The following is a 21,280-nucleotide window of genomic DNA, read 5'->3' on the forward strand; positions in this document are numbered from 1 at the left end:
TGCCCCTTGGTGGCTTCAAGTTACAAGGAGTCGTCGCAGTCCAATGCGCATGATCTGGAAGTCCTTCAGTTCTCTGTACATCGCCACCGTTTTAATGCTGCTGGGCTCCGGCCTGTTGAGTACCTACCTGGCACTGCGTCTGGCCGAATCCGGCGAGGGCGTTTGGGCGGGCGCGTTGATGGCTGCCAATTACTTCGGGTTGGTGCTGGGCGGCAAGATTGGTCACCGGCTGATTGCTCGTGTCGGCCACATTCGCGCCTATGTGGCCTGTGCTGGCGTAGTCACTGCGGCGGTGCTGGGGCACGGTTTACTCGACTGGCTGCCAGCCTGGCTAGTGCTGCGTGTACTGGTAGGCTTGGGGATGATGTGCCAGTACATGGTCATCGAAAGCTGGCTCAATGAGCAGGCCGATACCAAGCAGCGTGGGTTGGTGTTCGCAGGCTACATGGCGGCCTCTTACCTTGGGCTGGTGCTTGGCCAGCTGGTTCTGGTCGTACACCCGACATTGGGCCTCGAGCTATTGATGCTGGTCGCCTTGGCCTTTGCGCTGTGCCTGGTTCCCGTGGCCCTTACCCGACGTATGCACCCCTCACCCTTGCACCCAGCGCCACTGGAAATGCGCTTCTTCTTTCAGCGTGTTCCCTTATCGCTGACGGCCATTGGCGTAGCTGGCCTGATGATTGGCTCTTTTTATGGTTTGGCACCGCTCTATGCGGCTGACATGGGGCTGGCGACGGAGCAGGTCGGCATATTTATGGGGGCCTGCATTCTTGCCGGCCTGATTGTTCAGGCTCCTCTGGGGTGGCTGTCGGATCGTTTCGACAGGGTCAAGTTGATGCGTGGCATGTCAGGCGTGATGGTGGTTGTGGCGGCGCCGCTGGCTATCCTTCATGAAGCGCCGTTGTTGCTGCTGATTTCAGTTGGTTTTGTTGTCAGCATGCTGCAGTTCAGTCTTTACCCCCTGGCTGTGGCGTTCGCCAATGACCATGTCGAGGCGGATCGGCGTGTGTCGTTGACCGCGATGCTGCTTGTGACATTTGGTGTCGGTGCTTGTATCGGGCCGCTGCTGGTCGGTGTGTTGATGCGTTTTTTCGGCGCCAACATGTTGTACGCCTTCTTCTGCGTCTGCGGTCTGTTCCTGGTCTGGAGAGTGCGCTCGAACATCGTCACGCATCTCCATCAGGTCGATGATGCGCCGCTGCAGCACGTGGCGATGCCTGTGAACATGACCGCTTCACCACTGGTGGCTGCGCTGGATCCACGTGTCGATGAGCAGGTTGTTCAGGATCAGATGCTTGAGCCCGTTGTGACCGATCCTGATGTGCAGACTGACGCCGATTCTGCAGATAAGCCTACGGCACCGTCGCAAGCCTGATCAGTCCGGGAATTGTTGATGTTTCAGCGCAACCCGAGCAGCTGAAACGTCATCAGGCCCTAGAGGCGATTCATAGAAAGGTGTCGCTCTCGAAGCGGCGCGCTTCGCGTTGTAACTGATAGACGAAGCGCTCCACCAGTCGCTGTTGCAGTCCGCTTAAGTTGGCGAAATGCAGGCCGACGAAGGTGAGATCAAGCTTCTCGTCATAACGAGCATGACGCAGCTCTACGGAGGCTTCCAGTCTGCCTATCGGAAGCAGTGCGCAGAAGCTCTCATAGACTTGGCCCGGCTGCAGCTTTTCGCTGGCGTTGCCGGGGAGGCGAACCTTGCAGCCTGAGGCGGAAATATCGAGCATCAGGCCTTCCAGTGGACTGCGCAGCTTGGCTCCGTCGAGTTCCACCTTGACCTGGTCTGACTGCTTGAGCGCTGCTCTGAACGCGTTGCGACGCTGATGATAAAGCACCATTTGGGGAATTTCGCCGCTGTAGCAGCGCTCTCCCTGATGCTCACTTACCTGCATGCCGGCTGGGCAATCCCAGGCGATCAGTACCCCGTCATGCAGAGATTCAACGCGGAAAGCTTCGCCGTTCTGCAGGTAGCGCTCGCCATCACTGGGGATCATCTCATCGAGAATCAGCAGATTCTGATCGCGGTCTACCTCTATCACAAAGCTTTGGAAGCGCTGATTGCGCTCCTTGAACATGATGATCAGGGGGTCATGGTGGTGTTGCAGAAGGCGTAGGTTGGCAACAATTTCCATCGGTGCTTTGAGCACTTTCGGAGGTTGCGGGCCATCGTCCTGGGCGAAGGGGTTGGACACGAACCAGTGATCTCCGGGGCATAGTACTGCTGCGTCAATGATAATGCCGTTTCGGCATCATTGCGCATCTTGTTGTTATGTCAGGCCTGGCTGAGTGGGCGCTTGCTGCCGATTTTAGCGGTGCCACCGCTGCTGTCATAGAGCGAAGGCGTTTCGTTGCCGCGCAAAATACCGAGCATGTTTTCTGTTGATTTCTGGCTTGATCGGATGATCCGGCCATTGCGCAGGTTGGCGCTCTGGCAGCTCTCCAGCAGGCTACTCAGTTTATCGCTAGCGGTCACTAGGGCATCACCCTGATCCGAACGCTCGGCGAGCGCCAGCAAGCCGGCGCGATCAGCGCTCAGGTTGAAGCCGAGGAGTATCTGGGTGCGATGCTTGCCATGCTGGTCAAGGCTGGCCAGCAAGGGCTGCTTGTCTGCCAGTATCTGCTGCAGGCGCGGCAAATCATGCTCGCTCAGGGCCTGGAATTCGGCTTCGATCAGCTCAAGCAATTGCTCGGCGTGGCCGATATCTTCATTGAATAGGTCGAGCAGGGGCGTAGCGTTCATAAGCGGGCTCTCTGGGGAAGAAACTGTTCAAGATCTGTCGGCCAACAAGCCAGCAAAACGGCGAACGGTCTCTAGGCGTCCAACACCCCAGTACAAGCCCGAAGACTAGCGCTGGGACTCGAAATTGAGCAGTTTGCTCGCGACGCGCGGGCTATCGACCTGGTAAGTGCCGTCAGTAATGGCTTGCTTGAGCTTGGCTACCCGGTCGGTATCGACGGCAGGCTGGTCGCGCAGCTTGTCGACGGTTTTCTGTAATTGCTGTGCTTCACTGCTCAGCTGAACGGATTCACCGCTCTTTGCGCTGACAGCCGCTTTCTGGGCGGCGGCTTCGTTACCACCGGCCTTGTTATCGATGGCTTCGTTCTTGCCGCCCTGGGCGCTACCGGCACGTGTTGTGCTGGCTGGCGTGGTGCTGTTGAGTCGGTTGAAATCGATGACCATGATGCAAAACCTCTGACAGAGTTTGGACGCTTGCCTAGTTTGTCGGCTATGCCCAGAAAAACTTTAGGCAAAAAATTGCGTCGCTTGCACAGTCTAAAACACCCTCATTCTCCAGTCAGCCAGTCCGTTCGACAATGCCTGTAGAAATAAATGCAAGTCATGCCTACATGGAGACTTCAACCTGCCCCGGGCCTAGCACTCTGGCGCGAACCACCCGTTGCGAGCGCTGGTTGCGCACACTGATCTGCTTACCCACGGCACCGTCGGAAAGCGCCTCGCCGGGCATGCGCACATTGATACCACCGCTGCGTGCGCTGATCACTACCTGATCGCCGCGGCGGATTACCTCTGCTTGACGGATGTGTGTGGGGGCCAAGACTTGATCTGGCAGCATGGCGCGGGTGGCTTTTCTGCCGATCGCTTGTTCTACATCAGTCAGATAGCCCTGGTTGAGCAAGCCTACATCTCGCTCCGCCAGCATTACATCGGCTTCGCTGAGCACGCCTTCGCGTTTGACGGGCTGCACCAGGGTAACCACCTCACGATACAGGCGCACCTGACCGGGAACGAATACCGTCCAAGGTGCTGCGCCATCGCAACGTACGCGCATGGTCACTCTGCCTACTGGTTCGGCTGGCGTTTCCAGGGTCGTCGTCAGCGATTGATCACATAACGGTAGCCGCAGGCGTGGATCCAAGCGGTTGATCTGAATCTCGTGCCGCGCCTGGATATTGCTGCGCTGCAAATAGTCCTCTACGGCCTGCTCAAGAAAGCGCTGAGTCTCGCCGATAAGCTGATCGGGCAGGGTGACTGAGGCAGTTGTCAGCGTGCTATAGCCGAGTGCCAGTAAAGCAGGTAAAACTGCCAAGTAACGAAGGCTCTTGGTTATCGAGCGTCGAATAATTGTCGTTTGTGCATTCATGCCTGGTTGGAAGCAAGGTGCGTGCCGCCTGCTACGCTAACTAAATCTGATGTGTTACTGGAATCATGGGAGCCCGTACATGGCCGGTGTGATGGATTCGGTCAACCAGCGTACTCAGCTGGTTGGGCAAAATCGCCTAGAACTGCTGCTGTTTCGTCTCGATGGCCCACAGCTGTACGGGATCAACGTCTTCAAGGTGAAGGAGGTGTTGCAATGCCCGAAACTCACCATCATGCCCAAGTCGAGCCCGGTGGTTCGCGGTGTGGCGAGCATCCGCGGCGGCACTATTCCGATTCTGGATCTGTCCATGGCGACAGGCAAACGGCCGTTGGGTGGTGATCTGCAGAGCAGCTTCGTCATCATCACTGAGTACAACACCAAGGTGCAGGGTTTCCTGGTGCGCTCTGTGGAGCGCATCGTCAATATGAACTGGGAAGAAATTCACCCGCCGCCCAAGGGGGCAGGGCGCGATCACTATCTGACGGCAGTAACGCGTCTGGATGACAAGCTGGTCGAAATCATCGACGTAGAGAAAATTCTCGCCGAAGTAGCACCGACCTCCGAGGTTATCTCCGTTGGCGTGGTGGACGTTGAGACCCAGACCAAGGCGGTCAGTCAGCATGTGCTGATCGTCGATGACTCTTCGGTCGCGCGTAAACAGGTGATGCGTTGTCTGCAGACGGTCGGCGTCGAGGTGACTGCATTGAATGACGGGCGTCAGGCACTGGATTTCCTACGCGCGATGGTGGATGAGGGCAAGTCGCCGGAGCAGGAACTATTGATGATCATCTCCGACATTGAAATGCCTGAGATGGATGGCTATACGCTCACCGCGGCGATTCGCACTGATCCGCGCATGCAGAAGCTGCACATTCTCCTGCATACTTCGCTATCCGGAGTATTCAACCAGGCGATGGTGAAGAAAGTGGGTGCAAACGATTTTCTGGCGAAATTTCGTCCGGACGATTTGGCTTCTCGTGTGGTCGAACGCATCAAGTCGAGCGATCACTCGGCATAACGTATGAGCCGCTTGGTGTTTTTGGCCGGGCGCTGGCGGCAAAATCGGTAAGCTTGCATTGGCTCGCTTGCCGTATTCGACTTTCATAGATGGGCGAGGCTTCGCGAGTGTCTTCAGGTAATTTGGATTTTGAGCAATTCCGGATCTTTCTGGAAAAAGCCTGTGGCATCGTACTGGGTAGCAATAAGCAGTACCTGGTTTCCAGTCGGCTGAACAAGCTGATGGAGACCAACGGCATCAAGACGCTGGGCGAACTGGTTCAGCGTATGCAAACTCAGCCACGTAGTGGTCTGCGCGAGCAGGTGGTCGATGCCATGACGACTAACGAGACCCTATGGTTTCGTGATGCCTATCCCTTCGAGGTACTCAAAAATCGCGTCTTGCCTGAGCTTATGAAAGCGTATCCTGGGCAGCGCCTACGTATCTGGTCGGCAGCCTGTTCGTCAGGGCAGGAGCCTTACTCGCTGTCGATGAGTCTCGATGAGTTTGAGCGCAGCAACCTCGGTCAGCTAAAGGCCGGTGTTCAGATTGTCGCCACCGATCTGTCGCCGACCATGCTCAATAATTGCAAAACAGGCGAGTACGACAGCCTAGCAATGGGGCGTGGTCTTGCTCAGGAGCGTTTGCAGCGTTACTTCGATCCCAAAGGGCCTGGGCGCTGGGTGGTCAAGCCCGCGATCAAGAGCCGAGTCGAGTTCCGGCCGCTGAACTTGCTGGACAGCTATGCCAGCCTCGGCAAATTCGACATCGTGTTTTGCCGAAACGTACTCATCTACTTCTCCGCCGAGGTGAAGAAGGACATCCTCACGCGTATTCACGCCATGCTCAAGCCAGGCGGCTATCTGTTCCTCGGCGCATCCGAAGCCCTCAATGGCTTGCCGGAGAAATACCAGATGGTGCAGTGCAGCCCTGGGATCATTTACAAAGCTAAATGATTCGGGGAATCAAGAAACGGGAGACTTAGGTCTCCCGTTTTTATTTCTGCGGGCCCGTCTTGCCCGACAGTGTTCTGTCACTGCAGCGTCAGAAAAGCGGCAAACCTTGGTTGAATTGCCGCTCCCAGCTTGCCAATCGGCGGAAAAGCTTTGCCGCTTGAATCTGCCGAGCCTTGTGTTTTTATCGTATCAGGCTGATTTATAAGATAAAAAATAAATTGGCACGTGCCTTGCTGTGATGTTTGTAAGTAAACAGGCTCGCCGCCACGGCAAAGGTTCCTGAGATGAGCATCAGTTTCGATAGCGCACTTGGCATTCACGAGAAGGCATTGGGCTTCCGCGCTCAGCGTGCCGAGGTGTTGGCCAACAACATGGCTAACGCCGATACCCCCAACTACAAGGCCCGGGATCTGGATTTCGCCTCCGTGCTGGCCCAGCAGGCCGCGAAGAGTGGCGGCAGCGGTAATTCGGGGCTGAAAACCACGAATAGCCGCCATATCGCAGCAGAAGGCGTGCCAATGGGCGATGCGGCGCTGGCCTATCGAACACCGACTGCGCCTTCGATCGATCAGAACACTGTCGATGCTCAGCTCGAACAAGCCAATTATGCCGAGAACGCGGTGGCCTTCCAGGCCAGCTTCACGCTGCTAAACAGTAAATTCAAAGGGCTCGTCAGCGCCCTGCGTGGTGAATAAAGGAGCCCGATATGTCACTTACCAGCGTTTTCAATATCGCCGGAACCGGCATGAGTGCCCAGAGCACTCGCCTGAATACCATTTCCAGCAACATCGCCAACGCCGAATCGGTCTCATCGAGCATCGATCAGACTTATCGGGCGCGTCACCCGGTGTTCGCTACCGTGTTTCAGCAGGCGCAGGGCGGTGAAAACGGCTCGCTGTTCGCTGATCAGGACCAGTCGGGTGCTGGTGTTCAGGTGCTTGGTATCGTCGAGGATCAGAGCAGTCTGATGCCACGCTACGAGCCTAACCACCCGGCCGCCGACGAAGCCGGCTATGTGTATTACCCCAACGTCAACGTGGTCGAGGAGATGGCGGACATGATTTCTGCCAGTCGCGCCTTCCAGACCAACGTGGAAATGATGAATACCGCCAAACAGATGATGCAGCGCGTTCTGACCTTGGGTCAGTGAGCCGGGAGTGAGAAATGAGCACTGTTGATGGCGTCAGCTCCAGTTCGGTACTGGACAAGTATCAGGTCAAGCAGGATTCCACCACACAGAACAAGGAGCTGGGCAAGGATCAGTTCCTCAACCTGCTGGTGGCGCAGCTGAATAACCAGAACCCACTAGAGCCTCAGGGCAACGGCGAGTTCATCGCGCAGTTGGCGCAATTTAGTACTGTGGAAGGGGTTGAGAAGCTCAACTCGAGCATGGAGACCATTTTGTCCGGCTATCAGTCCTCCCAGGCTTTGCAGGCTTCTTCGCTGGTCGGTCGCAAGGTGATCGTGCCGGTGGACAAGGCGGTGGTCGATACCAGTGAAAGCTTCAAGGCCAGTGCGGTGCTGCCAACCAGCAGTAGCAACGTGTACGTCAACGTTTATGACAGTGCCGGTGCGGTGGTCAACCGGATCAATCTGGGTGAGCAGCAGGCTGGCAACGTGAGCTTCATCTGGGACGGCAAGGACTCCAGCGGCAATGTGATGAAGCCGGGCACTTACAGGTTCGAAGCACAGGCGACCTATGGCAATGAAACCAAGGGGCTCTACACCTTGCTGCCGGCCAACGTCGACAGCGTCACCCTGGGTGGCAACGAATTGATGCTCAATCTTGCGGGTATTGGCAATGTGCCGCTGTCGCAGGTGCAGGTCATTGGTCAGTAATTAACAGGCTGTAACTGCCGGGCTTTCGGCAAGGAGATTTTTCATGTCGTTCAATATCGGTCTTAGTGGCCTGCGCGCTGCGACCAGTGACCTCAACGTGACGGGTAACAACATTGCTAACGCCGGTACCGCTGGCTTCAAGCAGTCGCGTGCCGAGTTCGCCGACCTGTATGCCTCGTCGATGCTCAGCAGCGGCTCCAACCCGATCGGTAGTGGGGTGCTGCTCAGCGATGTATCGCAGCTGTTCAGCCAAGGCAACATCAACTACACGCAGAACTCGCTGGATCTGGCCATCAATGGCAGCGGTTTCTTCCGTACCAGTAACAACGGTGATATCAGCTATACCCGTGCCGGTTACTTCGGTACCGACCGCGAAGGCTTCATCGTCAACAACTTCGGGCATAACCTGCAGGGTTATGGGGTAGACGCCAACGGTAATCTGCAGAACGGCATCATCGGCAACCTCCGTGTGGAGACGTCCAGCCAGGCGCCGCGGGCGACGGGTACGATTACTCAGCCGTTCAACCTGAACTCGACTGAAACCGTTCCAGTGCTGCGGCAGAGTGCCTATGACGGCGCCTACCAAACGGCCTTCAATGGTTCACTGTTGCCGGGTAACCCCAACCCGACTCCTGCTGAGATCGCGGCTGCGACTGCGGCAGCCACACCAGCAGAGCTTGCGGCCGCGAATGCAGCGGGCGCTACTGCGGGCTCCACTGCGGCCAACGCCTCTTTCAACCCGGCGGATCCGACCAGTTACAACCGATCGACGTCGGTGAATATTTATGATGCTCAGGGCAATGCTCACTCCTTCACCCAGTACTTTGTGAAGACCGGTGCCAATAGCTGGGACATGAAGATTCTGGTCGACGGCCGGAACCCGCTGGATCCGACCAACACTCAGCCGCTTTCGGCTGCCGTGAGCTTCGACGCTGCCGGTAAACTGCAGACTATCGATGCGACTGGCCTGAGCACAGGGTTGTCGCTGAACCCCGACGGCACCATCAGCATGAACGGCTGGATTCCGGCGGCACCCACCAATGCCGAAGGCACCACCTGGGCCGCCAACGGCTCCGAGGCCAGTGCGGCGGTGAAGTTCGATTTCCGCGGTTCTTCGCAGTACAACAGCACGTTCTCGGTTGCCAAGGTCGTGCAGGACGGCTACAGCACAGGTGAGTTGTCGGGCCTTGAAATTGATGAGACCGGTGTGCTCTTTGCTCGCTATACCAATGGCCAAACCAAGGTTCAGGGCCAGCTAGTATTGGCTAACTTCGCCAATATGCAGGGGCTTACACCGGTCGGCAAAACGGCCTGGGTTCAGTCGTCGGCATCTGGCGAGCCGGTCATCGGTACGCCGAAGAGTGGCACGCTGGGTACTTTGCAGTCCGGTGCGCTGGAAGACTCCAACGTCGAGTTGTCAGAGCAACTGGTCAACCTGATCGTTGCCCAGCGTAACTACCAGGCCAACGCCAAAACCATCGAGACCGAGAGCGCCATCACGCAGACGATCATCAACCTGCGTTGATGCATGCGTCAGGGAGTTGTTGCCGCTAGCGGCAACAACTCGCCAAACGACAAATTACAGGCTCCTTCGGGAGCCTGTGTTGTTTCTATAATTCCAATAAAAACAGGTGCTTATCCTGATTTAAAGATTGTGGCACGCCAATTGCTTTTCAGCTCTTGTCAGAGTCGCGGGCGAGTTGCCCCACCTCGGAGGAAACATGGACAAGATGCTGTACGTCTCCATGACTGGTGCCCACAACAATACGTTGGCCCAGCGTGCCCACGCCAACAATCTGGCGAACATCTCCACGAGCGGTTTTCGCCGTGATTTCGAGCAAGCGCGGGCGATGCCGATTTTTGGCGAGACCCAGCCGTCGCGCGTATTCGCCATGAGCGAGCGGCCAGGTACCGATTTCACTCCGGGCTCCCTGCAGGAAACCGGCCGTGACCTGGATGTCGCGATTGGTGGCAAGGGCTGGTTGGCTGTGCAGGCACCTGATGGCACCGAAGCCTACGTGCGTACCGCAAGCCTGAACGTTGATGCCCAGGGCATGCTGCGTACCGGCAATGGTATGCCGGTAATGGGCAATGCTGGGCCGATCGCCGTGCCGCCTGAGCAGAAGATCGAGATCGGCCAGGATGGCACCATCAGCATTCGTGCCCTTGGCGAGGCGCCCAACGTGCTGGCCGAGGTCGATCGCTTGCGGCTGGTGAACCCTGATCTCAAACAGATGCAGAAGGGCAGCGACGGCATGATTCGTTTCAACGGCCCGCAGCCGCCGGAAATGGACGCCACCGTGCAGATTACCTCAGGCTTCCTTGAGTCCAGCAACGTCAATGCGGTCGAGGAGATGACCTCGATTCTGGCGCTGTCCCGGCAGTTCGAACTGTCGGTGAAAATGATGCGTACCGCAGAAGACAACGACACCGCCATGGCGCGTGTCTTGCAGATGACCTGATAACCACACGCGCGGCGCCATGAATCCGGCGCCCGAGGAGAATCGCTATGCTTCCGGCACTTTGGGTCGCCAAGACCGGCCTGTCGGCTCAGGACATGAACCTGACGACCATTTCCAACAACCTGGCCAACGTTTCAACGACGGGTTTCAAGCGCGATCGCGCCGAGTTCGAGGATTTGCTCTATCAGATCCGTCGCCAGCCCGGCGGCCAGTCCAGCCAGGACAGCCAACTGCCGTCCGGCCTGCAGCTCGGTACCGGTGTGCGCATCAACGGCACCCAGAAGATTTTTACCGCTGGCAGCCTGCAGACCACCGAGCAGCCGATGGACATGGCGATCAACGGCCGCGGCTTCTTCCAGGTGCTGATGCCCGACGGCACGGTGTCCTACACCCGTGACGGCAGCTTCCACCTGAACTCGGATGGCCAGGTCGTGACGTCCCAGGGTTTCGCGCTGGAGCCAGCCATCGTGCTGCCACCGGAAGTGCGTACCTTCACCGTGGGTGAGGACGGTACCGCTTCGGTGACGACCACCGGCAACCCACAGCCGCAGATCGTCGGCAACATCCAGATCACCGACTTCATCAACCCGGCGGGGCTGGAGGCGATCGGTAACAACCTGTTCCTGGAGACCGCCTCCAGTGGTGCACCTCTGGTGGGAACGCCCGGCCTCAATGGCTTGGGCACGACCCTGCAGAACACCCTGGAGAACTCCAACGTCAGCGTGGTCGAGGAGATGGTCAACATGATCACCACCCAGCGCGCCTACGAGATGAACTCCAAGGTCATCTCCACCGCTGACCAGATGCTGTCCTTCATTACGCAGAACCTTTAAGAAACGTGGGGTAGGGCAGCAGCTCACCCCTGATACGCCTGAACGCTGTGAGGTAGTGGTTATGAACCGCTTGGTGTGTGTGTTCTCGATTCTCGGCAGCGTAGTGCTGAGTGGCTGCGTGGCGCCTGCCGCCAAGCCCAACGATCCGTACTACGCACCTGTGCTGCCGCGTACACCGCTGCCGGCCGCGCAGAACAATGGCTCGATCTTCCAGTCGGGGTTCGAGAACAACCTGTACGGCGACCGCAAGGCCTTCCGCGTGGGCGATGTCATCACCATCAGCCTCAGCGAGCGTATGCAGGCCAGTAAGAACGCTAGCTCGCAGATGTCCAAGGACAGTAACGCCAACATCGGTCTGACGTCGTTGTTCGGCGGTGGCGTATCGATCGACAACCCCAGCTCCAGCCTCAACCCGTTGAAGGCCGAGAACCTGGGGCTCAGCGCTCAGTACGGCGCCCAGCGTGACACCAGCGGCTCCGGCCAGGCCGGGCAGAGCAACAGCCTGACCGGCTCGATCACTGTGACCGTCGCCGAAGTGCTGCCCAATGGTTTGCTGGTGGTGCGCGGTGAGAAGTGGATGACTCTTAATACCGGTGACGAGCTGGTGCGCATCGCCGGGCTGGTTCGCTCCGACGACGTCGCCCGTGACAACACCGTGGCTTCGACCCGTATTGCCGATGCACGCATCACCTATTCCGGTACTGGCGCGTTCGCCGATGCCAGTCAGCCAGGTTGGCTGGATCGCTTTTTCGTCAGCCCACTGTGGCCGTTCTGAGGTTCATGATCATGCGCAAATGGATCATCACCGTTGCAGCGCTGCTGCTGGCCTCGACCGCTCAAGCCGAGCGGCTCAAGGATCTGGCCAGTATCCAGGGCGTGCGTAGTAACCAGTTGATCGGTTACGGCTTGGTCGTGGGCCTCAATGGCAGCGGCGACCAGACTACCCAGACGCCATTCACCGTGCAGACCTTCAACAACATGATGGCGCAGTTCGGTATCAAGGTGCCGGAAGGCGGCAACGTGCAATTGAAGAACGTCGCCGCGGTGTCGATCCATGCCGACCTGCCGCCGTTCGCCAAGCCCGGGCAGACCATCGACATCACCATTTCCTCCATCGGTAATGCCAAGAGCCTGCGCGGCGGCAGCCTGCTGATGACGCCGCTCAAGGGCATCGACGGCAACACCTACGCAATCGCCCAGGGCAACCTGGTAGTGGGCGGTTTCGATGCCAGTGGCGCGGATGGCTCGCGCATCACCGTCAACGTGCCGTCAGCCGGCCGTATTCCGGGTGGCGCCACGGTTGAACGTCCGGTGCCGAGTGGTTTCGATCAGGGCAATACGCTGACCCTGAACCTCAATCGCCCGGACTTCACCACGGCCAAGAACATCGTCGATCACATCAACGAGCTTCTCGGCCCAGGTGTGGCTCAGGCGCTCGACGGTGGCTCGATTCGCGTCAGCGCGCCGCTCGATCCGAGCCAGCGCGTCGATTATCTGTCGATCCTCGAGAACCTTGAGGTGGACGTCGGCCAGGCGGTGGCCAAGGTGATCATCAACTCGCGTACCGGCACCATCGTGATCGGCCAGAACGTGCGCGTGCAGCCTGCTGCCGTCACCCACGGCAGCCTGACGGTAACCATCACCGAAGACCCGATCGTCAGCCAGCCGGGTGCGCTGTCCGGCGGCGAGACCGCGGTAGTGCCGCGTTCGCGTGTCGGTGCCGACGAAGAAATGAAACCGATGTTCAAGTTCGGCCCGGGCACCACTCTCGACGAGATCGTGCGTGCGGTGAACCAGGTGGGCGCTGCACCTTCCGATCTGATGGCCATCCTGGAGGCGCTTAAGCAAGCTGGCGCTCTGCAGGCCGACCTGATCGTGATTTAAAAGGAACGGGACATGGATACTCGACTCGCGGCCGCCGGCACCACCACCCTCGATAGCGGCGCCTATACCGATCTCAATCGCCTCAACCAATTCAAGGTTGGCGGCGACAATGAGGAGAACATTCGCAAGGTCGCGAAGGAGTTCGAGTCGCTGTTCCTCAATGAAATGCTCAAGACCATGCGCTCGGCCAACGAAGTGTTCGGTGAAGGCAACTTCATGAACAGCAACGAGGCCAAGACCTACCAGGACATGTACGACCAGCAGCTGTCCGTGACCATGGCCGGCAACAAGAACGGTATCGGCCTGGCCGACGTGATGGCGCGGCAGATGTCGAAGATGCGCAACGTCAGCGATCGGCCCAATCCGTTCGCCCAGGTCGACGCACCGGTGCCCGCTGCGCCGAGCAAACCGCTGGCTCGCACTGAAGAGGCCGCTGCGCCGATTCAGGTCGAAAAGGCTCAGGGCTCGGCTGACGGTGAGCGCAACGACATGGCGCTGCTCAACCAGCGCCGCCTGTCACTGCCGGGCAAACTGGCACAGCGGATCCAGGCCGGTATCGTACCGGGCGCTGAGGCGGTCACGGCTGCTACCGCTGCTGGCACCCCAGCAGGCGATGCGGTCGGCAAGCCGCTGGCCAAGGGTGACTGGCTACCCGCCAAAGCCTACGCAGCGCCTGCTGAACGTCGTCTGGACATCAATGGCAGTGAGGCAATTGCCAGTCGCACGACGTTCAAGTCGTCCAAGGAATTCATGGAAACCATGCTGCCGATGGCCGAGAAGGCTGCGGCCAAGCTGGGCGTCGACCCTCGCTATCTGGTCGCCCAGGCAGCATTGGAAACCGGCTGGGGTAAATCGATCATCAAGCAAGGCGATGGCAGCAGCAGCCACAACCTGTTCGGTATCAAGACCCACAACAGCTGGGACGGCGATTCCGCGCGGGTGATGACCACCGAATACCAGAACGGCAAGCCGGTGAAGGAAGCCGCATCGTTTCGCGCCTACGAATCCTATGCCCACAGCTTCGAAGACTACGTGAGCTTCCTACAGAACAACGGCCGTTATGAAAAGGCCCTGAGTTCGACCGCCAACCCCGAGCAGTTCGCCCGTGAGCTGCAGAAAGCCGGCTATGCCACCGATCCGCAGTACGCCAAGAAGGTGTCGCAGATCGCTCGCAAACTGTCGACCTACCAGATGATCGCCGCCAACGGCGCGCCCTCGAACAAGGGATGATGAAGCATGGCTGACTTACTGAGCATTGGCCTGTCGGGCCTGTCGGCGAACAAGACCTCGCTGGCGGTCACCGGCCACAACATCACCAATATCAACACGCCGGGGTTCTCTCGTCAGGACACCATTCAGGCCACGCGTACTCCGCAGTTCAGCGGGGCGGGCTATATCGGCTCCGGCACTTCGCTGGTCGACATCCGTCGCAGCTACAGCGAGTTCCTGACCACCTCACTGCGCAGCAGTACCTCGTTGAGCAGTGATGTGGCGGCCTACAAGAGCCAGATCGATCAGTTGGATTCGCTGTTGGCCGGTACCACCACGGGTGTCACCCCATCATTGCAGAAGTTCTTCTCGGCCCTGCAGACCGCAGCCGAAGACCCTTCCAATGTGCCTGCGCGGCAGCTGGTGCTGTCGGAGGCCGAGGGGTTGAGCAGGCGCTTCAATACGGTTTACGACCGTTTGAGCGAACAGAACAGTTTCGCCAACAAACAGATGGGCGCGGTCACCGAGCAGATCAATCGGCTTTCCGGCTCCATCGCCAGCCTCAACGAATCCATCGCGATCGCGCAATCCAATGGCAGTCAGCCCAATGACCTGCTCGATGCCCGTGAAGAGGCCGTACGCCAGCTGTCGACCTTTATCGGCGTCAATGTCGTGGCGCAGAACGATGGCACGCAGAACGTCTTCATCGGCTCTGGTCAGCCGCTGGTAATCGGCAACAGTGCTGCCCGCCTGGAAGTGGTACCCGGCACCAACGATCCGAATCGCTCCGAGATACAGTTCATCGTCGGTGCCGCGCGGCAGACCATCACCACGCAGGTTACTGGCGGGGAGCTGGGCGGTATCTTGCGTTATCGCGAGGAGGTGCTGGATACCACCTTCAATTCACTGGGGCGTCTGGCGTTGGCGGTGAGTGATCAGGTCAACAGCCAATTGGGGCAAGGCCTGGATCTGAAAGGACAGGTCGGCACCAAGCTGTTTGGCGATTTCAATGAAGAGTCACTGGCCCGCTTGCGGGTGTTGCCGTCTGCCAACAACAGCAGCAATGCCTCACCGATCCTGAACATCAGCAACAGTTCGTTGTTGACCACCAGCGACTATCGGCTGGAGTTCGACGGTAGCAATTACACGGCACGGCGCTTGAGCGACAACCAGTCGATGACCGTGACGCAGAACCCACCCGGTACCCTGAGCTTTCAGGATAGCGCCGGGCGCAGCCAGGGTTTCCAGATCGTTGTCGGCACGCCCGCACCGGCCGCCGGTGATTCGTTCGTGTTGCAGCCGACACGCATTGGTGCCTCGACCATTTCTACCGTGCTGGATCAGGCTGATCAGTTGGCGTTCGCTGCGCCGATTCGCGCCGAGGCCAATCTGCAGAACCGCGGCAACGGTGTGATCAGTCAGCCGACGCTGCAATCCACAGGTAGCAATATCAACCCGGCAGCTTTGCAAGCTGCATTCCCTCCGCTGACGCTGACTTACGATTCGGCTGCGGGTGGTTTCAACGGTTTGCCGGCGGGTGCGACGCTGACCCGCGTCGATAACAAGGGGCAGCCGATCACTCCGGCGCCGACCCCGCTCTTCGAGCCGGGCCAGCAGAACAACTATCAACTGACCCTGGCCGATGGCACCAGCGTCAACATGAGCGTCAGCGGCCGCCCGGAAAACGGTGACCGTTTCGATATCGCCTTCAACCAGAATGGTGTCTCGGACAACCGTAACGCCTTGGCTCTGGTTGGCCTGCAGAACAAGCAGGTGGTCGGCGTCGATCCCACCGTAACGGGCATTGCCACCGGCTCCAGTTTCACAGACAGTTACGGTGATCTGATCGAGCGCGTCGGCACGCTGACCGCTCAGGCCCGGCAGGACAGCGAGGCAACCACTGCTATCCTCAAGCAGGCGCAGGACAACCGTGACTCGCTGTCAGCGGTCAACCTGGATGAAGAGGCGGCCAACCTGATCAAGTTCGAGCAGTACTACAACGCGTCGGCCCAGGTGATTCAAGTTGCGCGCTCTTTGTTCGATACCCTGATCGGGGCATTCAGGTAAGCGTGGAAGTAGGGTGGGCTTCAGTCCACCAGCGGTCAACGCGACCAAGCACTGAATTACAGATGATCCGTTTCAACCATCCAGCAATGGCCAGATGGTGAACAAATCCCCAAGAGGGTGCGGTTCTGGTAAACGCCAGTCACCGCTAGAAAAAACGAGGCTGCTATGCGCATTTCCACTCTTCAGGCGTTCAACAACGGCGTGCAAGGCCTGCAGCGCAACTACGCCAATGCCATACGCACTCAGGAACAGATCAGCACCGGCAACCGCATCCTCACGCCCGCGGATGACCCGGTCGCGTCGGTGCGCTTGCTGCAGCTCGAGCAGCAGCAGAATGTGCTGACTCAGTACAACGACAACCTGGCGGCAGCGAAGAACAGCTTGAACCAAGAAGAGGTGACACTGAACTCGGTCAATACTGTGCTTCTGCGTGTCCAGGAACTGGCTGTGCAAGCTGGTAATGGTGGCTTGAGCGGTGACGACCGTAAGTCCATTGCCGCCGAGCTACGCGAGCGTGAAGACGAATTGCTGGGCCTGATGAACACCAAGAACGCCCGCGGTGAGTACCTGTTCTCCGGTTTTCAGGGCAAGGCTGAACCTTTCACTCGTAACGCCGACGGCACGTATTCCTATCAAGGCGATGAAGGGCAGCGCAAGCTGGAGATCGCCAGTTCCCTGAACGTGGCGATCAGTGATAACGGCAAGAAGGTGTTCCAGAACGTCACCAATGCTGGTCGTCTGGATGCGGACATCACTGCGCAGCCAGGCTCGACTCTGCGTGCTTCGACGCCTTTGGTACAGGATGAGGTGGCGTTCAGTGGCACACCTGCGTTTCCTGACGATGGTGTCGACATCCTGTTCGGTAACCCCGATGCCACCAGCTATGAGATCTTTGCCGCCGGAACCACTACGCCTGCGCTCGCTACAGGATCCATGGATGAGAATCCCGACACTACTGATAAGTTGGTTTTCCGCGGCGTAGTGATTAATTTCGACGGAGCTCCGGCTGCAGGTGATACGGTCACTGTGACATCCGACCCTAATCGCCAGAAGCAGGGCGTGCTCGATACCATCGCCAACCTACGCAGATCTCTTGAGGAAGCACCTGCAACCACAGAGGGTGGCCGCGTAGTACGAGATGCCGTGGCTCAGGCGATCACCAACCTGTCGCATGCCAGCATCACGGTCGACAGCACGCGCGGCGCGATAGGCGCGCGGTTGAATGTGGTCGAAAGTACGCTTGCCGACAACGAAGACGTGGGGCTGGTGAACAAGTCGGTTCAGGCTGATTTGCGTGAATTGGATTATCCTGAAGCGCTATCGCGCTTGTCGTTCCAGACATTGATTCTCGAGGCTGCACAGCAGAGTTATGTGAAGGTTAGTAGCTTGAATTTGTTTAATAAACTATGATTTTAAAAAGTGATAATAATCTGTTTATATTATTATTAATAATTCTGATGTAAGAGTTTTTAGTTTTTCTTGTTATCTAGTGGTTTTTTATTTAAATGTCCTCGCGAGTTGATTCTCTAATGACGTGCAAATGATCGATATGCTCATTTTTAGTATCAGGTGGCCGTAATGAGTTTTACATTGAACGGTTCAATTACTTCCGTGGTGTGAGTAAGGTTATCTTGATGAGCAAGACGGTGATTACCTATGGCACCTTCGATATGTTTCATGTCGGGCATTTAAAGTTGCTCAAGCGCATGGCTGAGTTTGGAGACCGGATCATAGTCGCTGTCTCGACCGACGAGTTCAATGAGCGCAAAGGTAAGAAAGCCTTAATCCCCTACGTGGAGCGCAAGGAAATTATCGAGTCGCTCAGGTTTGTCGATCTAGTCATTGCCGAAGATGATTGGCAGCAGAAACCTGACGATATCCGCCGGCACCATGTTGATACGTTCGTGATGGGGGACGACTGGGCGGGAAAGTTTGATTCGTTGAAAGCCTATTGCGAAGTGGTCTACCTGAAAAGGACAAGTGGTGTTTCGTCAACAGAGCTACGCGATTCACTGGGTCGGCTGCTTTCCAGCGAACATGAGATCGCTCATATGATGAGCCTGCTGAAGTCCTTGCAGCGGGGGTTCGATTGACAACGTGCCCTACTGGCCAGATTCCGCTGGCGATGCAATTGTGCCTGCTTGAGCAGGAGTGTTTGCGCGTCGTTTTCGGTTCGCACAATGTGGAACATCGTTGTATGTACAGCCTTGTGCTGGTTCGTCGTAGCGACAAAACGCAGTGCATCTTCGAGGCGCATCAGGACGAAGGTATGTTAGTCGTCGACATCCCTGTATCCGCCATTGCGGCGCGGGAGTCGCGATGGGACGTACGGTTGCGTATCGAAAGCGCCCAAGTAGAGGTGCATAACGCCTTGCTGTCAGGGGCGAGTGTTCCGCGCAACGAAGATCGCCACTTTTTCTGCGCGCAGGTCGCGAGGCATGGTGTTTCCTGCTACCTGACGGAAAGTGCGGGTTCTTTGGCTCTTTTTGTTGCCGAAAGTGAGCGACACGCCAGAATGGTCGCCGCGGAGAATGCCAGGGAGCTCTATCCGCGCTACTTGGAACAGTTGCCGCTGATCGAAGATCTGGTGTTTTTCGAGAGCTTTCTTGGCAAAGCCTATGCTGGGAATCCGCGCTACATCTACGAGGCGCTGCTTAAACAAAGGCCGGACCTGCGCTGCGTCTGGTCCTATGATGGCGACCAGACGATTCCCGGTGATCCTATACTGGTCAACCGCCGTTCGCCTGATTATTACCGCTACCTGGCCCAAGCCAGGTTCAGGGTCAATAACGTGATCTTCTCGGTACACGGCAAGAAGGCTGAAACGCTGTACATCCAGACTTGGCATGGCACACCGCTGAAGAAGATCGCATTCGATGTCGAGAGGCCACAGGTCGATTCTCGCGAGAATTTTTACAAGGAGTCTGGCGCCTGGAGCGTTCTGCTCAGTGCCAATGTCTATTCGACGGATATATTTCGGCGGGCCTTCCGCTATCGGGGGGCAATTCTCGAAACCGGCTACCCACTGACGGATCCACTGCTCGACCCTGAGTTAAACAGGATCCGGCGGGTCGAAGCGCTCGGCCTGCCGGCCAATAAGCGCTTTGTCCTTTATGCGCCGACTTGGAGGGATAACAAGCCGATCGGCGACTGGCAGTACGCGCTCGACCTGCAACTGGAGTTGGATGTTGTTTCCCAGGGGCTACCGACTGACCACGTACTGCTGATCAAAGCCCACCACTTGGTATCAGAGTCTCTCGACCCAAGGTCACTGCCCCACAATGTTATAGACCTGTCGCACATCGACGACATCAGTCAGCTGTGCGTTGTCGCCGATGTGCTGATCACCGATTATTCCTCGGTATTCTTTGATTTCGCGGTCACCGGCCGACCTATTCTTTTCTATTGCTACGATCTTGCGCTCTATGCCGAAGACCTCCGTGGTTTCTATCTGGATGTGCACAAGGAGTTGCCTGGTCCGATTGTGGAGTCCACGGAGCGATTGGTTGCCTTGCTCAATAACCTTCAGGGGGTGACCGAGACGTATAGTGAGAAGTATCGTGCATTCCAGCAGCGATTCTGCTCGCTGAATGACGGTCAGGTCTCTGGCAGGGTTATCGATACGCTTTTCGGGGGCAGTCGTGGCGGTGATTAATGTACTGGTTTTCCCCTGCGGCTCTGAGATCGGCCTGGAGATCCACACTGCCCTCAAGCACAACAAGGCGATCCGACTGCACGGTGTGTCGTCTGTAGCCGATCACGGCGAGTATGTCTACGCGCGTTACCGGGAAATTGCTGCGAAGGTTGACTCGAAGGACTTCATCGAGCAGTTGAACGGGCTAATCGACGAGTGGCAGATTGATATCGTACTGCCTGCGCACGACAGTGTGGTGCTTGAGCTCGCCGAGCGCCGTTCCGAGGTGAGGGCCCGGGTCGCCGTGCCGGACGCCCAAGTGGCGCGGGTCTGTCGTAACAAGAATGCCACTTATGCGTTCTTCGCCGGTGATGCGTTCATTCCGCAGACTGTAGGAGAGGACATCGATGCTTATCCGATTTTCGCCAAGCCTGCCGTCGGTCAGGGCTCCCAAGGTGCCGAGATTGTGCACGACGCAGGGAGACACCAGCAGTTGCTGGCCTGTGGGGTGGAATACGTGTTCTCGGAGTACTTGCCAGGCGCCGAGTATACGGTGGACTGCATCTCTGATCATGCCGGTGTCCTGCTTAATGCCTTTGCGCGGGAGCGGGTGCGGGTCAAATCAGGAATTAGCGTCAGTACGCAGCTCGTCCCGCTTGACGAGGCAATAGACGTCATTGCCGGGCGTATCAGTGAAGCCCTGTGTCTGCAGGGCGCCTGGTTCTTCCAGATCAAGAAAGACGTACAGGGACTCTACAAGCTGATGGAAATAGCACCGCGTATCGCGGGCTCCATGGCCTTATCGCGCAACCTTGGCGTTAATTATCCGCTGCTCACTATCTACGCCTATCTTGGGCTGGCCTTCTCGGTAATGGGCCAACACTTTCCTATTCGCCTGGATCGGGCCCTGGGTAATCGTTTTCGGGTGGAGCACGTCTACGACACGGTCTACCTAGATCTTGACGACACGCTTATCGTGGGTGGCTGCGTTCATCCGACCATCGCTGCCTTGCTCTACCAGTGGTTGTCCCGTGATATCGATATCGTCCTGGTAACGCGGCATAACCGCTGCCCGCGAGAAACACTGAAGCGCTACAGAATTGCGCACGAGGTTTTCTCGCGCATTATCCACATCAGCGACGGCTCGCCGAAAAGCGCCGTGATAGAACGCGGTCGCCCTGCATTGTTCATTGACGACTCCTACCGCGAGCGTCTTGATGTCAGTCTGAATCTCGGTATCCCGGTGTTTGATATCGACGCCGTTGAGCAGTTGCTGGACTGGCGGTGCTGAGC

The 21,280-nt window shown here is 57.7% G+C and carries 21 protein-coding genes; 17 read left to right on the forward strand and 4 right to left on the reverse strand.

Features of this window, described 5'->3' with window-relative positions; all coding sequences use genetic code 11:
• The first annotated feature begins 43 nt into the window (after positions 1-43).
• A complete protein-coding gene (locus tag ACZ0AI_RS01200) occupies positions 44-1,375 on the forward strand; it encodes an MFS transporter (protein ID WP_463564197.1) in 1,332 nt (443 codons plus the stop codon).
• Positions 1,376-1,445: 70 nt separating this feature from the next.
• Here the strand turns inward: ACZ0AI_RS01200 and ACZ0AI_RS01205 are convergent, their stop codons facing one another.
• The 4 genes from ACZ0AI_RS01205 to flgA all read right to left on the reverse strand — a co-directional run bounded on the left by ACZ0AI_RS01205 (position 1,446) and on the right by flgA (position 4,106).
• Positions 1,446-2,135 carry a flagellar brake protein gene (locus ACZ0AI_RS01205; protein ID WP_463566033.1) on the reverse strand — a complete coding sequence of 230 codons (690 nt, stop codon included), beginning with the start codon at positions 2,133-2,135 and terminating at the stop codon, positions 1,446-1,448.
• 140 nt (positions 2,136-2,275) lie between these two features.
• On the reverse strand, positions 2,276-2,743 hold the full coding sequence (locus ACZ0AI_RS01210) for a flagella synthesis protein FlgN (protein WP_463564198.1): 468 nt from the start codon (positions 2,741-2,743) through the stop codon (positions 2,276-2,278).
• A gap of 105 nt (positions 2,744-2,848) precedes the next feature.
• The gene (gene flgM / locus ACZ0AI_RS01215) at positions 2,849-3,184 is read right to left on the reverse strand and encodes a flagellar biosynthesis anti-sigma factor FlgM (protein WP_463564199.1); all 336 of its coding nucleotides are present in this window, start codon (positions 3,182-3,184) and stop codon (positions 2,849-2,851) included.
• 163 nt (positions 3,185-3,347) lie between these two features.
• Positions 3,348-4,106 (reverse strand): flagellar basal body P-ring formation chaperone FlgA, encoded by a 759-nt coding sequence (flgA, locus tag ACZ0AI_RS01220; RefSeq protein WP_463564200.1) that lies wholly within the window; start codon positions 4,104-4,106, stop codon positions 3,348-3,350.
• A 79-nt stretch (positions 4,107-4,185) separates the two neighbouring features.
• On the opposite strand from flgA, the gene ACZ0AI_RS01225 reads away from it, so the two are divergent.
• From ACZ0AI_RS01225 to ACZ0AI_RS01300, 16 genes are all read left to right on the forward strand, one after another.
• Positions 4,186-5,124, forward strand: a complete 939-nt coding sequence (locus tag ACZ0AI_RS01225; protein WP_225830894.1) for a chemotaxis protein CheV — start codon at positions 4,186-4,188, stop codon at positions 5,122-5,124.
• A 107-nt stretch (positions 5,125-5,231) separates the two neighbouring features.
• Positions 5,232-6,059 carry a protein-glutamate O-methyltransferase CheR gene (gene cheR, locus ACZ0AI_RS01230; RefSeq protein ID WP_463564201.1) on the forward strand — a complete coding sequence of 276 codons (828 nt, stop codon included), beginning with the start codon at positions 5,232-5,234 and terminating at the stop codon, positions 6,057-6,059.
• 284 nt (positions 6,060-6,343) lie between these two features.
• Positions 6,344-6,754 carry a flagellar basal body rod protein FlgB gene (gene flgB / locus ACZ0AI_RS01235; RefSeq protein WP_463564202.1) on the forward strand — a complete coding sequence of 137 codons (411 nt, stop codon included), beginning with the start codon at positions 6,344-6,346 and terminating at the stop codon, positions 6,752-6,754.
• Between the two features lie 11 nt (positions 6,755-6,765).
• Complete coding sequence (gene flgC / locus ACZ0AI_RS01240; RefSeq protein ID WP_225830899.1) at positions 6,766-7,209, forward strand: flagellar basal body rod protein FlgC; 444 nt, start codon at positions 6,766-6,768, stop codon at positions 7,207-7,209.
• A 14-nt stretch (positions 7,210-7,223) separates the two neighbouring features.
• A complete protein-coding gene (gene flgD, locus ACZ0AI_RS01245) occupies positions 7,224-7,898 on the forward strand; it encodes a flagellar hook assembly protein FlgD (protein WP_463564203.1) in 675 nt (224 codons plus the stop codon).
• A 43-nt stretch (positions 7,899-7,941) separates the two neighbouring features.
• Complete coding sequence (locus ACZ0AI_RS01250) at positions 7,942-9,423, forward strand: flagellar hook protein FlgE (RefSeq protein ID WP_463564204.1); 1,482 nt, start codon at positions 7,942-7,944, stop codon at positions 9,421-9,423.
• A gap of 196 nt (positions 9,424-9,619) precedes the next feature.
• A complete protein-coding gene (locus ACZ0AI_RS01255; RefSeq protein WP_463564205.1) occupies positions 9,620-10,360 on the forward strand; it encodes a flagellar basal body rod protein FlgF in 741 nt (246 codons plus the stop codon).
• A gap of 47 nt (positions 10,361-10,407) precedes the next feature.
• Positions 10,408-11,193: a flagellar basal-body rod protein FlgG gene (flgG, locus tag ACZ0AI_RS01260; protein WP_463564206.1), complete on the forward strand. Its 786-nt coding sequence runs from the start codon at positions 10,408-10,410 to the stop codon at positions 11,191-11,193.
• Positions 11,194-11,254: 61 nt separating this feature from the next.
• The gene (gene flgH, locus ACZ0AI_RS01265; protein WP_463564207.1) at positions 11,255-11,968 is read left to right on the forward strand and encodes a flagellar basal body L-ring protein FlgH; all 714 of its coding nucleotides are present in this window, start codon (positions 11,255-11,257) and stop codon (positions 11,966-11,968) included.
• Positions 11,969-11,973: 5 nt separating this feature from the next.
• The gene (locus tag ACZ0AI_RS01270) at positions 11,974-13,077 is read left to right on the forward strand and encodes a flagellar basal body P-ring protein FlgI (RefSeq protein ID WP_269432928.1); all 1,104 of its coding nucleotides are present in this window, start codon (positions 11,974-11,976) and stop codon (positions 13,075-13,077) included.
• 12 nt (positions 13,078-13,089) lie between these two features.
• Positions 13,090-14,307: a flagellar assembly peptidoglycan hydrolase FlgJ gene (flgJ, locus tag ACZ0AI_RS01275; protein WP_225830910.1), complete on the forward strand. Its 1,218-nt coding sequence runs from the start codon at positions 13,090-13,092 to the stop codon at positions 14,305-14,307.
• A gap of 6 nt (positions 14,308-14,313) precedes the next feature.
• Positions 14,314-16,353, forward strand: coding sequence for a flagellar hook-associated protein FlgK (flgK, locus tag ACZ0AI_RS01280; RefSeq protein ID WP_225830912.1), 2,040 nt, complete (start codon positions 14,314-14,316; stop codon positions 16,351-16,353).
• Positions 16,354-16,518: 165 nt separating this feature from the next.
• Positions 16,519-17,763: a flagellar hook-associated protein FlgL gene (gene flgL, locus ACZ0AI_RS01285; RefSeq protein ID WP_463564208.1), complete on the forward strand. Its 1,245-nt coding sequence runs from the start codon at positions 16,519-16,521 to the stop codon at positions 17,761-17,763.
• A 224-nt stretch (positions 17,764-17,987) separates the two neighbouring features.
• Positions 17,988-18,446: an adenylyltransferase/cytidyltransferase family protein gene (locus tag ACZ0AI_RS01290; protein WP_463564209.1), complete on the forward strand. Its 459-nt coding sequence runs from the start codon at positions 17,988-17,990 to the stop codon at positions 18,444-18,446.
• Between the two features lie 104 nt (positions 18,447-18,550).
• On the forward strand, positions 18,551-20,008 hold the full coding sequence (locus tag ACZ0AI_RS01295) for a CDP-glycerol glycerophosphotransferase family protein (protein ID WP_463564210.1): 1,458 nt from the start codon (positions 18,551-18,553) through the stop codon (positions 20,006-20,008).
• A complete protein-coding gene (locus ACZ0AI_RS01300; protein ID WP_463564211.1) occupies positions 19,995-21,278 on the forward strand; it encodes an ATP-grasp domain-containing protein in 1,284 nt (427 codons plus the stop codon). Before ACZ0AI_RS01295 ends, ACZ0AI_RS01300 begins: the two co-directional genes overlap by 14 nt.
• Positions 21,279-21,280: the final 2 nt, after the last annotated feature.

It is taken from the genome of Pseudomonas sp. AC355 (genome assembly GCF_979258205.1).

What these genes read in the sequence shown, in the direction of transcription:
- ACZ0AI_RS01200 (WP_463564197.1), top strand. Translation starts at nt 44, where the DNA reads ATGCGCATGATCTGGAAGTCCTTCAGTTCTCTGTACATCGCCACCGTT.
- ACZ0AI_RS01205 (WP_463566033.1), bottom strand. Translation starts at nt 2,135, where the DNA reads ATGGAAATTGTTGCCAACCTACGCCTTCTGCAACACCACCATGACCCC.
- ACZ0AI_RS01210 (WP_463564198.1), bottom strand. Translation starts at nt 2,743, where the DNA reads ATGAACGCTACGCCCCTGCTCGACCTATTCAATGAAGATATCGGCCAC.
- flgM (WP_463564199.1), bottom strand. Translation starts at nt 3,184, where the DNA reads ATGGTCATCGATTTCAACCGACTCAACAGCACCACGCCAGCCAGCACA.
- flgA (WP_463564200.1), bottom strand. Translation starts at nt 4,106, where the DNA reads ATGAATGCACAAACGACAATTATTCGACGCTCGATAACCAAGAGCCTT.
- ACZ0AI_RS01225 (WP_225830894.1), top strand. Translation starts at nt 4,186, where the DNA reads ATGGCCGGTGTGATGGATTCGGTCAACCAGCGTACTCAGCTGGTTGGG.
- flgB (WP_463564202.1), top strand. Translation starts at nt 6,344, where the DNA reads ATGAGCATCAGTTTCGATAGCGCACTTGGCATTCACGAGAAGGCATTG.
- flgC (WP_225830899.1), top strand. Translation starts at nt 6,766, where the DNA reads ATGTCACTTACCAGCGTTTTCAATATCGCCGGAACCGGCATGAGTGCC.
- flgD (WP_463564203.1), top strand. Translation starts at nt 7,224, where the DNA reads ATGAGCACTGTTGATGGCGTCAGCTCCAGTTCGGTACTGGACAAGTAT.
- ACZ0AI_RS01250 (WP_463564204.1), top strand. Translation starts at nt 7,942, where the DNA reads ATGTCGTTCAATATCGGTCTTAGTGGCCTGCGCGCTGCGACCAGTGAC.
- ACZ0AI_RS01255 (WP_463564205.1), top strand. Translation starts at nt 9,620, where the DNA reads ATGGACAAGATGCTGTACGTCTCCATGACTGGTGCCCACAACAATACG.
- flgG (WP_463564206.1), top strand. Translation starts at nt 10,408, where the DNA reads ATGCTTCCGGCACTTTGGGTCGCCAAGACCGGCCTGTCGGCTCAGGAC.
- flgH (WP_463564207.1), top strand. Translation starts at nt 11,255, where the DNA reads ATGAACCGCTTGGTGTGTGTGTTCTCGATTCTCGGCAGCGTAGTGCTG.
- ACZ0AI_RS01270 (WP_269432928.1), top strand. Translation starts at nt 11,974, where the DNA reads ATGATCATGCGCAAATGGATCATCACCGTTGCAGCGCTGCTGCTGGCC.
- flgJ (WP_225830910.1), top strand. Translation starts at nt 13,090, where the DNA reads ATGGATACTCGACTCGCGGCCGCCGGCACCACCACCCTCGATAGCGGC.
- flgK (WP_225830912.1), top strand. Translation starts at nt 14,314, where the DNA reads ATGGCTGACTTACTGAGCATTGGCCTGTCGGGCCTGTCGGCGAACAAG.
- flgL (WP_463564208.1), top strand. Translation starts at nt 16,519, where the DNA reads ATGCGCATTTCCACTCTTCAGGCGTTCAACAACGGCGTGCAAGGCCTG.
- ACZ0AI_RS01290 (WP_463564209.1), top strand. Translation starts at nt 17,988, where the DNA reads ATGAGCAAGACGGTGATTACCTATGGCACCTTCGATATGTTTCATGTC.
- ACZ0AI_RS01295 (WP_463564210.1), top strand. Translation starts at nt 18,551, where the DNA reads ATGTACAGCCTTGTGCTGGTTCGTCGTAGCGACAAAACGCAGTGCATC.